The organism is Microcoleus sp. Z1_B2 (assembly GCF_036700325.1).
In the GTDB taxonomy this organism is placed as follows: domain Bacteria; phylum Cyanobacteriota; class Cyanobacteriia; order Cyanobacteriales; family Microcoleaceae; genus Microcoleus.
This window is the reverse complement of the sequence record NZ_JAUBOQ010000032.1, coordinates 51735-67763: the sequence shown is the minus strand read 5'-3', so window position 1 is coordinate 67763 and position 16029 is coordinate 51735. Positions and strand designations below refer to the sequence as shown.

The 16029-nt window shown below is 47.0% G+C and carries 6 protein-coding genes; all 6 read left to right on the top strand.

The genetic code is table 11. The annotated features are described in order from the left end of the window. Positions 1-20: 20 nt before the first annotated feature. The 6 genes from QT984_RS19315 (at position 21) to QT984_RS19290 (ending at position 16029) form a co-directional block, all read left to right on the top strand. The gene (locus QT984_RS19315; RefSeq protein ID WP_333374690.1) at positions 21-4709 is read left to right on the top strand and encodes an amino acid adenylation domain-containing protein; all 4689 of its coding nucleotides are present in this window, start codon (positions 21-23) and stop codon (positions 4707-4709) included. A gap of 1 nt (position 4710) precedes the next feature. Further along, positions 4711-7983, top strand: a complete 3273-nt coding sequence (locus QT984_RS19310) for an amino acid adenylation domain-containing protein (RefSeq protein ID WP_333374688.1) — start codon at positions 4711-4713, stop codon at positions 7981-7983. A 204-nt stretch (positions 7984-8187) separates the two neighbouring features. After that, entirely contained in the window at positions 8188-9876 is a 1689-nt protein-coding gene (panP, locus tag QT984_RS19305; protein WP_333209374.1) for a pyridoxal-dependent aspartate 1-decarboxylase PanP, read from the top strand. After that, a complete protein-coding gene (locus QT984_RS19300) occupies positions 9863-11407 on the top strand; it encodes a condensation domain-containing protein (protein ID WP_333374685.1) in 1545 nt (514 codons plus the stop codon). Before panP ends, QT984_RS19300 begins: the two co-directional genes overlap by 14 nt. Positions 11408-11580: 173 nt before the next feature. Continuing rightward, on the top strand, positions 11581-12639 hold the full coding sequence (locus QT984_RS19295) for a TauD/TfdA family dioxygenase (protein WP_333374683.1): 1059 nt from the start codon (positions 11581-11583) through the stop codon (positions 12637-12639). A 147-nt stretch (positions 12640-12786) separates the two neighbouring features. Continuing rightward, the gene (locus tag QT984_RS19290) at positions 12787-16029 is read left to right on the top strand and encodes an amino acid adenylation domain-containing protein (protein ID WP_333374681.1); all 3243 of its coding nucleotides are present in this window, start codon (positions 12787-12789) and stop codon (positions 16027-16029) included.

Below are 16029 nucleotides of genomic sequence, written 5' to 3'. Positions count from 1 at the left end.
AATTACCAGTTACTAATCCAATGACGGTGCATTTTTCCGAAAAACCTCTAACAGATACTCGCGACTCGGCAAATACTGCGGAAGAAGAAGTATTTGCATTTCCCACCTCTTTTGCTCAGCAAAGACTGTGGTTTATCGACCAATTTGAACCGGGAAACCCTTTTTACAACCTTCCGGCGGCTGTGTTACTAAAAGGCAGGCTAAATGTAGTAGTGCTTGAGCTAAGTTTCAAGGAAATTGTGCGCCGTCACGAAGCTTTGCGGACGACATTTGCCACTGTAGACGGTCAACCCGTGCAGGTAGTTGGTCAGCAATTTAATTTCGGGCTGCAAGTTTTAGACTTGCAAAAATGGGCGGAAAGTGAGCGAGAAAAAAAAGTAAAACAACTAGCTGCAGAAGAAGCTAGCAAACCTTTTGATTTAACCAAAGGGCCGCTGTTGCGAGCTAGTTTGCTACAGTTAGATGCTGAGGAATATGTCTTGCTGCTGACGCTACACCACATTATTTTTGATGGCTGGTCAATCGGAGTCTTTCTGCAAGAATTAGCAGCACTTTACGAAGCGTTTTTGATTGGCAAACCATCCCCACTTCCCGAACTTTCCATACAGTACGCCGATTTTGCTATTTGGCAGCGGGAATGGCTTGCGGGCGATCGCCTGCAAACTCAACTTAACTACTGGAAAAAGCAACTCAGCGGCGCTCCCCCCTTGCTGGAATTGCCAGCCGATCGCCCTCGTCCCCCCGCGCAAACCTATCGGGGCGCGAAAGAATCATTCCTCATCCCCAGAACGCTAGCGTCAGCCCTCAAAAAGCTCAGCCGCCAGGAAAATGTCACCCTGTTTATGACGCTGCTAGCAGCCTTTAAAACGTTGCTCTATCGCTATACAGGACAGGCAGATATCCCCGTTGGCTCTCCCATCGCCAACCGCAACCGAGCGGAAATTCAAGGGCTAATCGGGTTTTTTGTCAATACTTTGGTATTGCGAACTGATTTGTCAGGCGATCGCACTTTTCGGCAGTTGCTCGATCGCATTCGGGAGGTGAGTTTAGAAGCTTATGCTCACCAGGATTTGCCGTTTGAGAAACTGGTTGAAGAGTTGCAACCCGATCGCAATTTGAGCTACAATCCTCTGTTCCAAGTTGCTTTTGTTTTGCAAACTGCACCTGTTGCTGCGGAATCAATAGCCGGACTAAATCTCACTCTTTTAGATGTTGAGAATCAGACAGCAAAAGTAGACTTAACGCTGTATTTAGAAGAAAAGCAGGAAGAAATTAGCGGTCAGTTTGAATACAGCACCGATTTATTTGATGCGGTAACAATTAGGCGGATGGCGGGGCATTTTCTCACGTTGCTGGAGGGCATAGCTGCCAACCCAGATCGGCGGATTGAAGAGCTACCGTTGCTGGGGAAAAAAGAGCGGCATCAGTTATTAGTAGAGTGGAATGACACCCGCGCCGATTATTCGAGCGATCGCTGCATTCATCAATTATTTGAAGCGCAGGTCGATCGAACTCCCGATGCCATTGCAGTCGTATTTGAAGAGCAAAAACTCACCTACCGCGAACTGAATGAACGAGCGAACCAACTCGCGCATTACCTGCAAAAACTCGGCGTTAAACCCGAAGTTTTGGTGGGAATTTGTGTCGAGCGATCGCTTGATACGATCGTCGGTATTCTCGGAATTTTAAAAGCCGGGGGCGCTTACGTTCCGATCGATCCAGCCAACCCTCGCGATCGCCTTGCTTTTATACTCGAAGACGCGCAGGTAAATGTGCTGCTGACTGAGGAAAAGTTGTTGCAAACCCTTCCCAAATGCAGCGCCAAAATCCTTTGCCTCGATGCGGATAAAAGTGCTTTCTCCCAACACAGCAAAGAAAATCCCGCCAGCGGCACCACTGCCGAAAATCTCGCCTATATCATCTACACTTCTGGCTCAACTGGCATCCCCAAAGGCGTTTTAGTGCCTCACTCAAACGTCGTCCGCCTGTTTGCTGCTACCCAGTCGTGGTACAACTTCAACGAGCAAGATGTGTGGACGCTGTTTCACTCTTATGCTTTTGACTTCTCAGTCTGGGAAATTTGGGGCGCTTTACTCTACGGCGGGCGACTCGCGATCGTCCCTTATTCAGTCAGCCGATCGCCCCAAGATTTTTACAGCTTGCTATGCAAAGAACGAGTCACAGTTCTCAACCAAACTCCTTCTGCATTTTACCAGTTGATAAAGACAGAAGAATCTGTCGGAATTGGCGAAGATTTAAGCCTGCGCTTAGTAATTTTTGGGGGGGAAGCTTTAGACTTGCAAAGCTTAAAACCTTGGTTCGACCGGCACGGCGATCGGCATCCCCAACTTGTCAATATGTATGGCATTACAGAAACAACTGTCCACGTCACGTATCGGCCCCTGACTGCCGCTGATTTAAGTAAAAATGCCAGCCTTATTGGCCGGCCAATTCCTGACTTGCAAGTTTACCTGCTCGATCGCAACTCCCAACCCGTTCCGATCGGCATCCCTGGGGAAATTTACGTTGGTGGTGCTGGCGTCGCGCGGGGCTATCTCAATCAGCCAGAATTAACTGCCGATCGGTTTATTTCAAACCCATTTAATGACAGTTTGAAAGCGCGGTTGTACAAATCGGGAGACTTAGCTCGCTATCTGCCAAATGGCGATATTGAATACTTGGGACGAATTGACCACCAAGTAAAAGTGCGCGGTTTCCGCATCGAATTAGGAGAAATTGAAGCAGCGCTAGGACAGCATCCAGATGTCGCCCAGGCTGTGGTTGTAGTGCGAGAAGATGTACCGGGCGATAAGCGCTTGGTAGCTTATATCATTGCTAACTCAACAGCACAAAATAAGCCTTCAATACTGATTCACGAACTGCGCTGCCTTCTGAAAGAAAAATTGCCGGAATACATGGTGCCTGCTGCTTTCGTGACGCTGGAGGCGCTGCCTTTAACAAACAACGGTAAAGTCGATCGCCAAGCACTACCTGCACCGGATCGCGATCGGCCAGAACTCGAAGAGGCATTCGCCGCGCCAAGCACGGGTATTGAGAAAATTTTGGCAGAAATTTGGGCGCAAGTATTGGGGTTAGAACAAGTGGGAATTGACGACAATTTCTTTGAATTGGGCGGCGATTCTATCCTCAGCATTCAAGTCATTTCTAAAGCCAATCAAGCCGGGTTGCGGCTCACTCCAAAACAACTGTTTCAACACCAAACCATTGCACAGTTAGCAGCCGTCGCCGATACAGATGGAACCCAACAATCGGAACAGGGATTAATCATTGGCGAAGTGCCTCTGACACCGATTCAGCACTGGTTTTTTGAACAAAATCTCTCCGATCCGCACCACTGGAATCAGGCGGTGCTTTTAGAGTTGTGGCAACCTCTCGAACCTGCATTAATTGAGTCCGTTTTGCAAGAATTGCTGAAGCACCACGACGCGCTGCGCCTGCGTTTTGTGCGAGGAGAATCTGGCTGGCAGCAGGAACTCGCCCATCCCGACGAGGTTGCGACCTTTACCTGCATTGATTTGTCGTCGCTACCTCCAGAAGAACGAGAAGCCGCTTTCCAAACCGCCGCCACTCAGTTGCAAGCCAGTTTGAATTTGTCAGAGGGGCCATTACTTCGCGCTGCCCTATTTGACTTCGGCAAACATCAGCCAAATTGCTTGTTATTGGCCATTCATCACTTAGCGGTTGATGGGGTTTCGTGGCGAATTTTAATTGAGGATTTCCAGACAGCTTACGGGCAGATTAGCCGCGACGAAACAGTGGCGCTACCGCCCAAAACAACCTCCTTTAAGCAGTGGGCAGAACGCTTGCATGAGTGGGCGCGATCGCCCGAATTGCAGGGAGAGTTCGATTACTGGCTCGCCCTTTCTCACCAACCAACTTCTCCCTTGCCAGTCGATTATCCAAATGCAGACAATATAGTTGCATCTGAAAAGACAGTATCCGTTGCTTTGAGTGTTGAAGAAACAAAACTGCTCTTGCAAGAAGTACCTGCCGCCTACCGCACTCAAATTAATGATGTATTGCTAACTGCTTTAGGTCAAGCATTTGAACGCTGGACAGGCAATAACTCACTTTTACTTGACTTAGAAGGTCACGGGCGCGAAGATATATTTGAGGGAGTAGATTTGTCGCGCACAATCGGCTGGTTCACATCTGTTTTTCCCGTCCTGTTGAATTTAAAAAAACCTGCCGATCTAGGAGCAGCAATTAAATCAGTGAAAGAGCAATTACGCGCCGTGCCTAATCGCGGCGTTGGTTGCGGTGTCCTAGAATATTTAAACCCAGAAAATGTAAAGAATTTGCACAAATTGCCGCAAGCTGAGGTAAGCTTTAACTATCTCGGACAGTTTGACCAAGTGCTGCCGAAATCTTCATTATTTATGCTGTCATCCGAGCCTGTTGGCCCCCTTCGCAGCCCGCGCGGAAATCGGCGTTACCTGCTGGAAATTAACGGATTTGTTGCCAGCAACAAGCTGCAATTAGATTGGACGTACAGCGAAAGCATTCACCGACGAGAAAGCATTGAAAATTTGGCAACGGGCTTTATAGAATCGCTGCGATCGCTAATTCAATACTGTCAGTCCCCCGACGCCGGTGGCTGCACTCCTTCTGACTTTGCAGAGTTTAAGTGGAGCCAGTGGAACCAGGACGATTTAGACAACATTACCGCAATTTTGGCAGAGCTTTAATATGACCAAAGGCAATATCGAAGATTTTTATCCCCTCTCCCCAGCGCAGCAGGGCATTCTCTTTCATTCCCTTTACCAGCCAGAATCGGGCGTATATTTCGGGCAACTGCTGTGCGTCTTGCGCGGCGATCTCAATGTTTCTGCGTTGAGAAATAGTTGGCAAAAAGTTGTAGAGCGACATCCCATTTTGCGGACTTGTTTCCTGTGGGAAAAATTGAAAGAACCCGTGCAAGCGGTGCGTAAGCAGGCTGCATTATCTTGGCAGCAGATGGACTGGCGATCGCTCTCGGCCTCCGAACAACAACAGCAGCTAGAAACGTTCCTAAAAGCCGATCGCGAGCAGGGCTTTGACTTGAAATCAGCTCCCTTGATTCGCATTACACTGGCGCAGTTAGAAACAGATAGTTTTCAGTTTATTTTGAGCCACCACCACTTGGTTTTAGATGGGTGGTCGCTGGCGATCGTGCTTGAGGAAGTTTTTGCATTTTATCAAGCCTTCTCCCAGGGCGAGGAATTGCACCTCAAACGCCCTCGCCCTTATCGGGATTACATCGCGTGGCTGCACCAGCAAGATTTATCTGCGGCGGAGTCATTTTGGCGGCAAACTCTCAAAGGTTTTGCAGCTCCAACTGCGATCGGCCGGGGCAATATTGTCGCGGGAAACCGTTTAGAAAGTAGTGGCGAACAGCAGGTGATATTTTCTGCAACAGCCACCGCCGCACTGCAATCTGCCGCGCGGCAGCATCAGCTAACATTAAATACCCTCGTACAGGCAGCTTGGGCGCTACTTTTGAGCCGATACAGCGGCGAGGAAGATGTGGTTTTTGGTACGGTTGTCTCCGGGCGACCGCCAGAGTTAATGGGTGCTGAATCGGTAGTGGGGCTGTTCGTAAATCCTCTGCCAGTGCGCGTAAAAATTGACCCACAGGATTCTATTTTATCCTGCTTGAAAGAACTCCAAGCGCAACAAGTTGAGGCGCGACAATATGAGTACAGCCCCCTCGTTGAGGTGCAGGGGTGGAGCGAAGTTCCTCGGAGTTTACCTCTATTTGAGAGTTTTGTCGTTTTTGAAAATTATCCTTCGGATGCTTCTTTGCAGGAGAAGATTCAAAACTTAAAAGTAGAGAATATTCGCTCCTGGGAAACAACGAATTATCCTCTAACCGTGATGGCAATGCCCGGTGCCCAATTGACGCTAAAAATTGGTTACAGTAGCAGCCTCTTTGAAGACGCTGCTATCGCGCGAATGCTCGGACACCTGCACACTTTACTGGAGGAAATGACTGCCAATCCTGAGCGGAAACTGTCAGAATTGTCCCTATTGAGCGCCGCCGAACGCCAGCAATTACTTGTCCCGTGGAACGACACCCAAGCGGATTATCCCAGAAATTCCTCAATTCACGAATTATTTGCCGCGCAAACAGAGCGAACCCCAGATGCAGTGGCTGCAATTTGCGAAAATGAACAATTGACTTACCGCGAATTGAATGCCAAAGCCAATCAAATCGCGCATTACCTGCAATCTCTAGGCGTAAAACCCGAAGTTTTGGTGGGAATTTGCTTAGAGCGATCGCTGTCGATGCTGGTGGCCATTTTGGGCATTTTAAAAGTCGGTGCCGCTTACGTTCCTCTCGATCCTGCTTATCCCCAAGAACGCCGATCGTTCATGCTGGCCGACGCAAAAGTTCCGGTGCTTTTGACTCAAAAAAACCTCCTAGAAACCCTCCCCGAACACAGCGCTAAAGTCGTCTGTATCGACGCCGAATGGCAGGAAATTTGCCGCGAGATCGATCGCAACCCCGCTGTTAAAGTGGAAGCTGAAAACCTCGCTTACGTCCTCTACACTTCCGGCTCGACAGGCACTCCCAAAGGCGTACTCGGCACCCACCGAGGCACAGTCAATCGCTGTTTTTGGAACCCCTACCCTTTTATCGAATCTGATATTTGCTGTCAAAAAACGTCCTTAAATTTTGTCGATTCGGTTTGGGAAATCTTTGCTCCTTTGCTGCATGGGTTGCCCACTGTCATTATTCGCGATCGCTCCGTCAAAGATATTAACCAATTCCTTCAAACCTTATCAAAGCAAAAAGTAACCCGACTGGTGCTGGTTCCTTCTTTGTTGCGCGCTATCTTAGATGCTTTCCCTGATTTAGACAGGCGTTTGCCTCAATTAAAGTATTGGATTTGCAGCGGAGAAACTCTGCCGATCGAACTTTGCCAGCAATTTCGAGAGCAGATGCCCCAGCGGGTATTAATCAATCTTTATGGCTCTTCTGAAGTAGCTGCGGACGTGACGTGGTACGATGCAACTCACTGTGTCGAAAAAGTGCCAATTGGTCGCCCGATCGCCAACACGCAAATTTATCTGCTCGATCGCAATTTGCAACCCGTTCCGATAGGAGTTCCCGGCGAGATTTACGTCGGGGGCGATGGATTGGCAAAAGGCTACTTAAACCGCCCCGACTTAACCTCGGAAAAATTCATTTCTAACCCGTTTGGGCAAGAAAAATTAGATTTTGTCGGTAATTATCATCAAAAACTTTTGTTCAAAACAGGCGATATCGGTTGTTACCTGCCGGATGGTAATATAGAATTTCTGGGTCGGGGCGATTCCCAAGTAAAAATTCGCGGTTTCCGCATCGAACTCGGAGAAATAGAGGCAGCACTTTCTCAACATTATTCTGTGTCCACCGCTGCTGTTTTGCTTCAGGAAAATGCACCGGGCAGTCAACGCCTAGTCGCTTACCTAGTTCCTAACTCAGGGTTCAGAAATCAGCACCCAGAACTTATTTCCGAACTGCGTTCATTCTTGAAGCAAAAACTGCCCGATTACATGGTGCCTTCAGCTTTTATGCTATTAGATGCGCTGCCACTAACGCCCAACGGAAAAATTGACCGTCTCGCCTTATCTCAAAGGTGCGATTACGTTTCTGATGAAACAGCATTCACTGAGCCAAAAACGCCCACAGAGAAAGAAATTGCTGAGATTTGGACTGCTCTTTTAGGGCTAGAAAAAGTAGGAACTAACCAAAACTTTTTTGACCTCGGCGGTCACTCTCTGATGGCAACACAGTTAATATCGCGAGTGCGATCGTGCTTTGGGGTAGAGTTAGCGATGTGCGATTTTTTTGCCGATCCCACCATTCAGAATTTAGCTGAACTAATCGAGGAAGAAATTCTGGCAAACGCCGATGCTAACCAGATAGATGAATTGCTCGATCTCTTAGAAAAAGTGGATGAAGAGTCAGCACAAACTGTGATGGTGGCTGAGTAAATATCGGGTGGGTCAAAAAACACAAAAAGCCCTTTGCTCCTTAAGGGTTCGGTGGGTAATTGGAGATTTAAAAATCCCATTTAATATCCATTCCGGTTGTATCGGAATGATTAAACCGCAGAGGACACAGAGGATACAGAGAAAGGGAAGAGAGAGATGAATAATTCCGATGTTAACGAATTTGATATAACAGGATAAATTCGCATGAGTAAACTAACAGTAAAAGCCACAAAGTCTCAAGAGGTAATGCAGCAATTAAAAGCCTCTGTTATCCCAATTGAAGAAAAGTTAATGGAGCTATTCAGTGCCTCAGAAAAGTCATTTTTGGCAGAAGAAGCAATGGAGGAGCGAATTTCTGCCCTAGTTCAAGACTTTTTGTACGCAAAAACCGCTAGTACAGATATTGACTTAGAGTTAATTATTCAGCAGTTTAGGGAAAACAAAATTCCCGCCCTTCCTACAGATGTTGGGAATTATATCGATGATTTGACCCAAACCCTCGTTGCTCATTCCATCCACACATCTTCCCCGCGATATATCGGTCACATGACGAGTGCACTTCCCTATTTTGTGCGCCCGATCGCGAAGCTTGTAACCGCGATGAATCAAAATTTAGTCAAGATGGAAACTGCCAAAGTTTTAAGCCCCTGCGAGCGCCAGACTTTGGCAATGATGCACCGATTAATTTACGATTTTTCTGAGGATTTTTATAATCAGCACATTCAAAAAAATGAGAGCACGCTGGGTATCATGGTAACGGGCGGCACCCTAGCTAATATCACCGCCCTGTGGTGCGCTCGCAACGCTTCTTTAGGGCCAAAAAATGACTTTGGTGGCATTGAAAAAGAAGGCTTGTACGCAGCTTTAGAATTTTACGGCTACAAGGGAATGGTGATAATCGGATCGAGTTTGATGCACTATTCTTTTGAAAAAGCTGCCGGTTTATTAGGCATTGGCGATCGCAATCTCCTAAAAATCCCCACCGATTCCAATCACCGGATGGATTTGGCAGCGCTGCGCCAAACTGTGGCCGAATGTCGCGATCGCAACCTGCACATTCTGGCAATTATCGGTATCGCCGGCAGCACCGATTCGGGAAGTATCGATCCGCTACCAGAAATAGCCGCGATCGCCCAATCCGCAAACGCTCACTTTCACGTCGATGCCGCGTGGGGCGGCCCCGTGCTTTTTTCCCAACGTCACCGGCACAAATTAGCAGGCATTCAACTAGCAGATTCCGTCACCATAGATGGACACAAACAAATGTATTTGCCAATGGGAATCGGCATGGTTTTATTCCGCAATCCCCAAACCGCCAAAGTTATTGAAAAAAACGCACCCTACACGGTGCGAAAAGACTCGATCGATCTAGGCAAGCGCTCTCTCGAAGGCTCTCGATCGGGTGCGAGTTTGTTCTTGCAAGCCGCCTTGAATATCATCGGCCATCAAGGCTATGAGTTTTTGATAGATGGAGGCATCCATAAAACGCAGCACTTAGCCAATTTACTTCGGGAAAATCCAGCCTTTGAATTGCTGCTAGAACCAGAAATTAATATTCTTTTATACCGCTACATTCCAGAAACATTCAGGGAAAAAGCAGCCAAAAAACAACTAACCGAAGCAGACAACCACTTCATTAATGAATTTAACGAGCGCCTTCAGGAGGCCCAGCGGCAAGCCGGTCACACCTTCGTCTCGCGAACAACCTTACAAAACACCTGTTATGGCAAAACCATTCCCATTGTTGCTTTTCGAGTCGTCCTTGCCAACCCCCTTACTACTGAAGCAGATATCAATTTTGTTTTAAACGACCAGCTAAAAATAGCAGCAAAGCTTTCCTTAACTATCACAAACAGCGACCACTGCGAGGAAGTGAATTATGATGTCTACTAATCGTTCAGAACGACTAAAAAACCTCTCGCCCCAGAAGCGATCGCTCCTCCTCAAAGCATTGGGCAAAGAGGCAGTACAGGCTGAGCAATCTAAATGTATTCCCAGGCGATCGCAGCCAAATTCTGCTCCCCTTTCTTTTGCCCAGCAACGGCTGTGGTTTCTCGATCGATTGTCTCCCGAAAACCCTGCCTACAACCTTCCGGCTGCTGTGCGGTTGCAAGGGCAATTGAATTTGTCGGCACTGCAACAAACACTCAATGAAATTGTCAGGCGTCACGAAGTTTTACGAACTGCTTTTGCAGAAATGGACGGGGAACCTGTTCAACTGATTTCTCCTTCCTTGGATTTCGCTTTGTCGGTAGTAAACTTGCGACATTTACCAGAAACTGAGCAGCAAGCTGAAATTGAGCAGCGTACTTTAGAAGAAGCCCAACGCCCCTTTGACTTAACGCGATCGCCCTTACTGCGAGGCACTTTGCTGCAACTTAGTTCGGCAGAATATGTGTTGCTGCTGACGATACACCACATTATTTCTGATGGTTGGTCTATGGGGGTATTGGTGCGAGAAGTGGCCGCACTTTATGAAGCTTTTTCCACTGACAAACCCTCTGGGCTGCCTGAACTTTCCGTGCAGTATGCCGACTTCGCCAGTTGGCAGCGGCAGCATTTCCAGGGAGAGAAATTAGAAAAACAGCTCGCTTATTGGAAACAGCAATTGGGAGGCGATTTAGCTGTGCTGTCAACAGATAAGCAGCGCTCTCCCGTGCAAACTTTCCGAGGATCGCAGCAATCTTTTGTGATTTATGCTTCTTTAACTGAGAGACTGAAAGCGCTCAACCAGCAACAAGATGTCACCCTATTTATGACGTTGTTGGCAGCATTTCAATCCTTGCTATCCTGCCAAATAAAGCAAGATAACCTCGCTATTGGCTCTCCTATTGCCAATCGCAACCGCCTTGAATTAGAGGAACTAATTGGATTTTTTGTCAATACTTTAGTGCTGCGAATTGACACGGCAGGTAATCCAACTTTCCGCGAACTACTCGATCGAACACGGGAGGTAGCGTTAGCAGCTTACGCTCACCCGGATGTTCCTTTTGAAAAGCTCGTGGAGGAATTGCAGCCGGAGCGAAATCTCAGCTATAACCCGCTGTTTCAAGTGTGGTTTGTACTCCAGAATGCACCCATGCCACCCCTGGAGTTAGCTGGTTTGACCTTGAGCATTCTGGAATCCGATGTCGGTATGTCGAGACACGACTTAAGCCTCACTCTCTGGGAGGATTCAGAAGGAATTCAAGGCTTATTTGAGTACAAAACAGACTTATTTGAGGCTGCGACTATTGCCCGAATGGTGAGAGGTTTTCAAATCCTCCTCAACCAGGTAGTCATCCAGCCAGATATCAGAATCGACGAGTTGGCAGAAATTCTTGCCGAAGCAGAAAGGCAGCACCAAATCGAGCAGCAAAAACAAATTCATCTTTCGGGAATTCAAAAATTAAAAATGGCTAAACGCAAAGTTATGAAGAGTTGAAAAGGATGGCTCATATCAATTCCGGTTGCATTAGAATGATTAAACCGCAGAGTACGCAGAGAACGCAGAGGAAGAGAACAGAGAGATGAATAGTTCCGATGCTAACGGATTTGATATCAATCTCTCAGGTTTTTTCGGGAAAAAGAGATAAATTTTTCACCAAAGCAAAAATTATGACAAATACAGAAACAAAGAATCTCAATTCCCAAAAGTTAGGATCGGTTAGGCGCAAAGCCGTCAGCCTATCCTCAGAGGAATTAGTCAAAACCGCCTACCTCCAGCCCGAAAACTTTCTACCTCTAGTGGTTCAGCCAACAGTAGAAAAATTAAATCTCGCGGGTTGGGCTGCGAACAATTGCTCATTAATTGAAACGCAGTTATGGCAGCATGGAGGAATACTTTTTCGAGGCTTTGAAGTCGGCGGGGTGAATGGTTTCGAGCAGTTTATTCAAACTCTTGCTGGCGACTTGTTGGAATATTCTTTTCGCTCGACTCCGCGTAGCCAGGTGAGCGGAAATATTTACACTTCCACCGAGTATCCTGCCGAGCAATTCATCCCCCTGCACAATGAAATGGCTTATTCTCAAAATTGGCCGCTGAAAATTGCTTTTTTCTGCGTCAAGAAAGCCGAACAGGGAGGAGAAACTCCGATCGCAGACAGCCGCAAAGTCTTTAATCGCCTCGATTCAAAGATTAGAAAAGACTTCGTACAAAAAAAGGTTATGTATGTGCGAAATTACGGCGGTGGCGTAGATTTACCCTGGCAAAATGTCTTCAATACTGATAGCAAAATAGAGGTAGAAGAGTATTGCAAAAAAGCGGGAATTGAGTTAGAATGGAAAAGTGGCGATCGCTTGAGAACTCGGCAAATATGTCAAGCTGTCGCTCAGCACCCAAAAACGCAGGAAATGGTGTGGTTTAATCAAGCTCACCTCTTCCACATTTCCAATCTCGAACCCGCCGTTCGCAAAGAGCTTTTAACTTCTTTTAAAGAGGAAGATTTACCCCGCAATGCTTATTACGGCGATGGCTCGCCCATTGAAGATTTTATATTAGACGAAATTCGTCGCTGCTATCAGCAAGAAACGATTGTTTTCCCTTGGAAAGAAGGAGATGTCTTGCTGTTAGATAATATGCTAGCCGCGCACGGACGCACGCCATTCTCTGGTTCGCGTCGGGTTGTTGTCGGTATGGCAGAACCGTTTAGGGCGTGTTTTCAAACTCTTCTGTAGGTTGGGTTAAGCGTAGCGCAACCCAACAAATCTACAAAAAATGTTGGGTTTCGTTCCTCAACCCAACCTACAATTTAAGGCAATTCAGGGGAAAGAAAATACGCCCTAGCTGTCAAGACATTTAGGCTTATGAAAGGAACTTTAGAAATGCAAAACGAAACAATCGAAGGGTTTAGACTCTCTCCACAGCAACGGCATCTGTGGGGGTTACAGCAAAATAATCCTAAACAAATCTATCGCGTTCGAGGTGCAATTTTAATTACCGGAAATCTCGACAAAAAGATTCTTAAAAAGGCGCTGCAAAATGTCGTAAATCGGCACGAAATCCTGCGGACTAGCTTTCACTGCTTGCCTGGGATGACACTACCCCTGCAAGCGATCGCCAGCACTGGTGAAGTTCCTATCTCGGAACACAATCTGAGCGGTTTGTCTCCAGAAGAACAAGAGGCTAAAATTGAAGCGCTTTTTCAGGAACTAAACCAGCTTCCTTTTGATTTTGAGCGCGGCTCACTTTGGCACATCTCTTTAGTTACTCTGGCGGAAAACAAGCACCTATTGCTGGGGAACTTCTCTGCCTTAATTGCAGATAACGTCACCCTGAAAAATTTCACCCGCGAACTCAGTCTTTCCTACTCAGCCTGCGCGTGCGGGGAAGATTTCTCTGATGAGTCAATGCAATATGCCGATATTGCTGAGTGGCAAAATGAGCTACTAGAATCAGAAGAAACGGCAATCGGCCAAGAATACTGGCGAAAGCTGAACCTTGAATCTTGGGATTTATTAACACTTCCTTGGGAAAAGAAGAATGGAGAAGCGGAATTTAAGCCACAAGTAGAAAGGGTGGAAATTCGCGGTGATTTGTTGAACAGCCTAGAAGCGATCGCCCCAAAGCACAAAAGCGATATTTCTGCCTTCCTGCTGACTTGCTGGCAAATTCTCATTTGGCGGCTTACCAGAGAGCAAAACCCGATAATCGGCGTAGCGATTGACGGCAGAAAATATGAAGAATTAGAACACTCTCTGGGGCTGCTGTGCAAATACTTACCCCTACGATGCCCAGTGCAAGACGAGTTAAATTTCTCACAAGTGAGGCAGCAAGTTGAGCTTAATCTCAACGAGATGTACAACTGGCAAGAATATTTTAGCAGGGAAGAAATCTTAGAAAACGAAAAAACCAGCAGCTTTTGGCCCGTCTGCTTTGACTTCCAAGCAGAGCCTAACAACGATGATAACTCAGACGTTTCATTTTCCCTTATTCGGCAAGATGCCTGCCTACAACCATTCAAAATCAAGCTCTCCTGCCTTCGCCTGTGCAATTCCCTAAGCGCTGAATTTCACTATGATTCCGCTTTATTTGCTGCGGCAGATATAAAGCGCTTGTCAGAACACTTTCAGGCGCTTTTAGAAAGCACAGTCAAAAATCCAGAAGTCGCTATCAGTCAGGTAGACATACTGAGCGATCGCGATCGTCACCAGCTTCTCATTGACTTTAACCAAACCCAAAAAGATTACCCGAAAAATAAATGCGTTCATCAGCTTTTTGAAGAACAAGCAGAACGCAACCCGGACAAAATTGCCGTCGTCTTTGAAAGTGAACAAATCACCTACCGAGAACTCAACGATCGCGCCAATCAACTCGCCCATCACCTGCAAAACTTGGGAGTTGAACCAGAGGTCGTTGTTGGCATTTGCCTCGATCGCTCCTTAGAAACAATCGTAGGAATGCTGGGCGTACTCAAAGCCGGTGCCGCGTATTTACCGATCGATCCAACGACCCCAATAGAGCGCAAAGCGCTAATGCTAGAAGACGCTCAGGTGAAGGTTTTGCTCGTACAACAGCGGCTCATCGAAAGCTTGCCGAAAACTCAGGCAAATATTGTTTGCATCGATACAGATATTCCCACTGTTTCTGCATCTTACACGCCCCGTGTTTCTACAGACAATTTAGCTTACGTCATCTATACTTCCGGTTCCACTGGCATCCCCAAAGGAGTCGCGATCGAACACCGGCAACTGCTCAATTACCTGCACAGCATTCAAGAAAAATTAAACCTACCAGCCGATGCCAGTTTTGCTACCGCTTCCACCTTCGCCGCCGACTTAGGAAACACAGCCATTTTCCCCGCCCTTTGTTTCGGCGGTTGCCTGCATATTATCTCCCAACAACGCGCCACCGATCCAGAGGCACTGGGTGAATATTTCTGCCGCAATTCCATCGACTGCCTCAAAATAGTTCCCTCTCACCTAGCCGCCCTTTTAAATTCCTCTCAACCCCAGTCAATTTTGCCTGGTAAACGGCTTATTTTAGGAGGTGAATCGGCCAATTGGAGCTTAATTAAAACACTTCGCAATCTGGCTCCCAGTTGCTCAGTATTCAATCACTACGGGCCAACAGAAACAACTGTAGGTGTCCTGACTTATCAAGTCGAATTTGATAAAATTGGGTGCGATTTTGACACAGTTCCCCTCGGTCTTCCGATTGCCAACACTCAGATTTATATCTTGGATTCTTACTTGCAACCAGTGCCGATCGGCGTAGCTGGTGAACTGTACATCGGCGGTGAGAATTTGGGACGCGGATATCTTAACCGCCCTGAATTAACCGCAGAAAAATTTATTCGCAATCCATTTGACACGCAAGCAAAGACGCGACTGTACAAAACCGGCGACTTGGCTCGCTATTTGCCAGACGGAAACATCGAATTTATCGGGCGAATTGACGGCCAAGTAAAAATTCGCGGTTTCCGCATTGAATTGGGAGAAATTGAGGCGGTGCTGGGGCAACATCCAGATATCGCGCAGGCTGTAGTGGTGGCGCGGGAAGATGCGCCTGGTGAAAAGCGTCTCGTGGCTTATTTTGTTTCTAATCAGAAACAAGCACCTACCCACAAGGAAATTCGCAATTTTTTAACGTCAAAATTGCCGGAGTACATGGTGCCTTCTGCTTTTGTGATACTCAAAAGTTTTCCTTTAACTTCTAATGGAAAAGTAGACCGACGAGCGCTGCCCGCACCTGATGAAATGCGACCGGAGTTGATAGGAAACTTTGTCGCGCCTCGCACAAATATCGAGGAAGTTTTAGCCGCTATCTGGGCTGAAGTTCTCAAAATTGAAAAAGTCGGCATTTACGACAACTTTTTTGAATTAGGAGGGCATTCCTTATTAGCAACTCAAGTAATTTCCAGAGTGCGCCAAGCATTTCAGGTCGAGTTGCCTTTGCACCGTTTATTTGAGTCGGCCACTGTCGCCGATTTTGCAGTAGCGATCGCGCAAAAGCAAGTCGAACAAAGCGACAGTGAAATGCTAGCTCAAGTTTTAGCAGACCTCGATCAACTGTCAGAAACCGAAATACAGGAAATTCTCGCCCAACAAGGAGTCAATCGATTTTAG

Coding starts and splice junctions, on each gene's coding strand:
- QT984_RS19315 (WP_333374690.1), top strand. CDS start 21: ATGACGGTGCATTTTTCCGAAAAACCTCTAACAGATACTCGCGACTCG.
- QT984_RS19310 (WP_333374688.1), top strand. CDS start 4,711: ATGACCAAAGGCAATATCGAAGATTTTTATCCCCTCTCCCCAGCGCAG.
- panP (WP_333209374.1), top strand. CDS start 8,188: ATGAGTAAACTAACAGTAAAAGCCACAAAGTCTCAAGAGGTAATGCAG.
- QT984_RS19300 (WP_333374685.1), top strand. CDS start 9,863: ATGATGTCTACTAATCGTTCAGAACGACTAAAAAACCTCTCGCCCCAG.
- QT984_RS19295 (WP_333374683.1), top strand. CDS start 11,581: ATGACAAATACAGAAACAAAGAATCTCAATTCCCAAAAGTTAGGATCG.
- QT984_RS19290 (WP_333374681.1), top strand. CDS start 12,787: ATGCAAAACGAAACAATCGAAGGGTTTAGACTCTCTCCACAGCAACGG.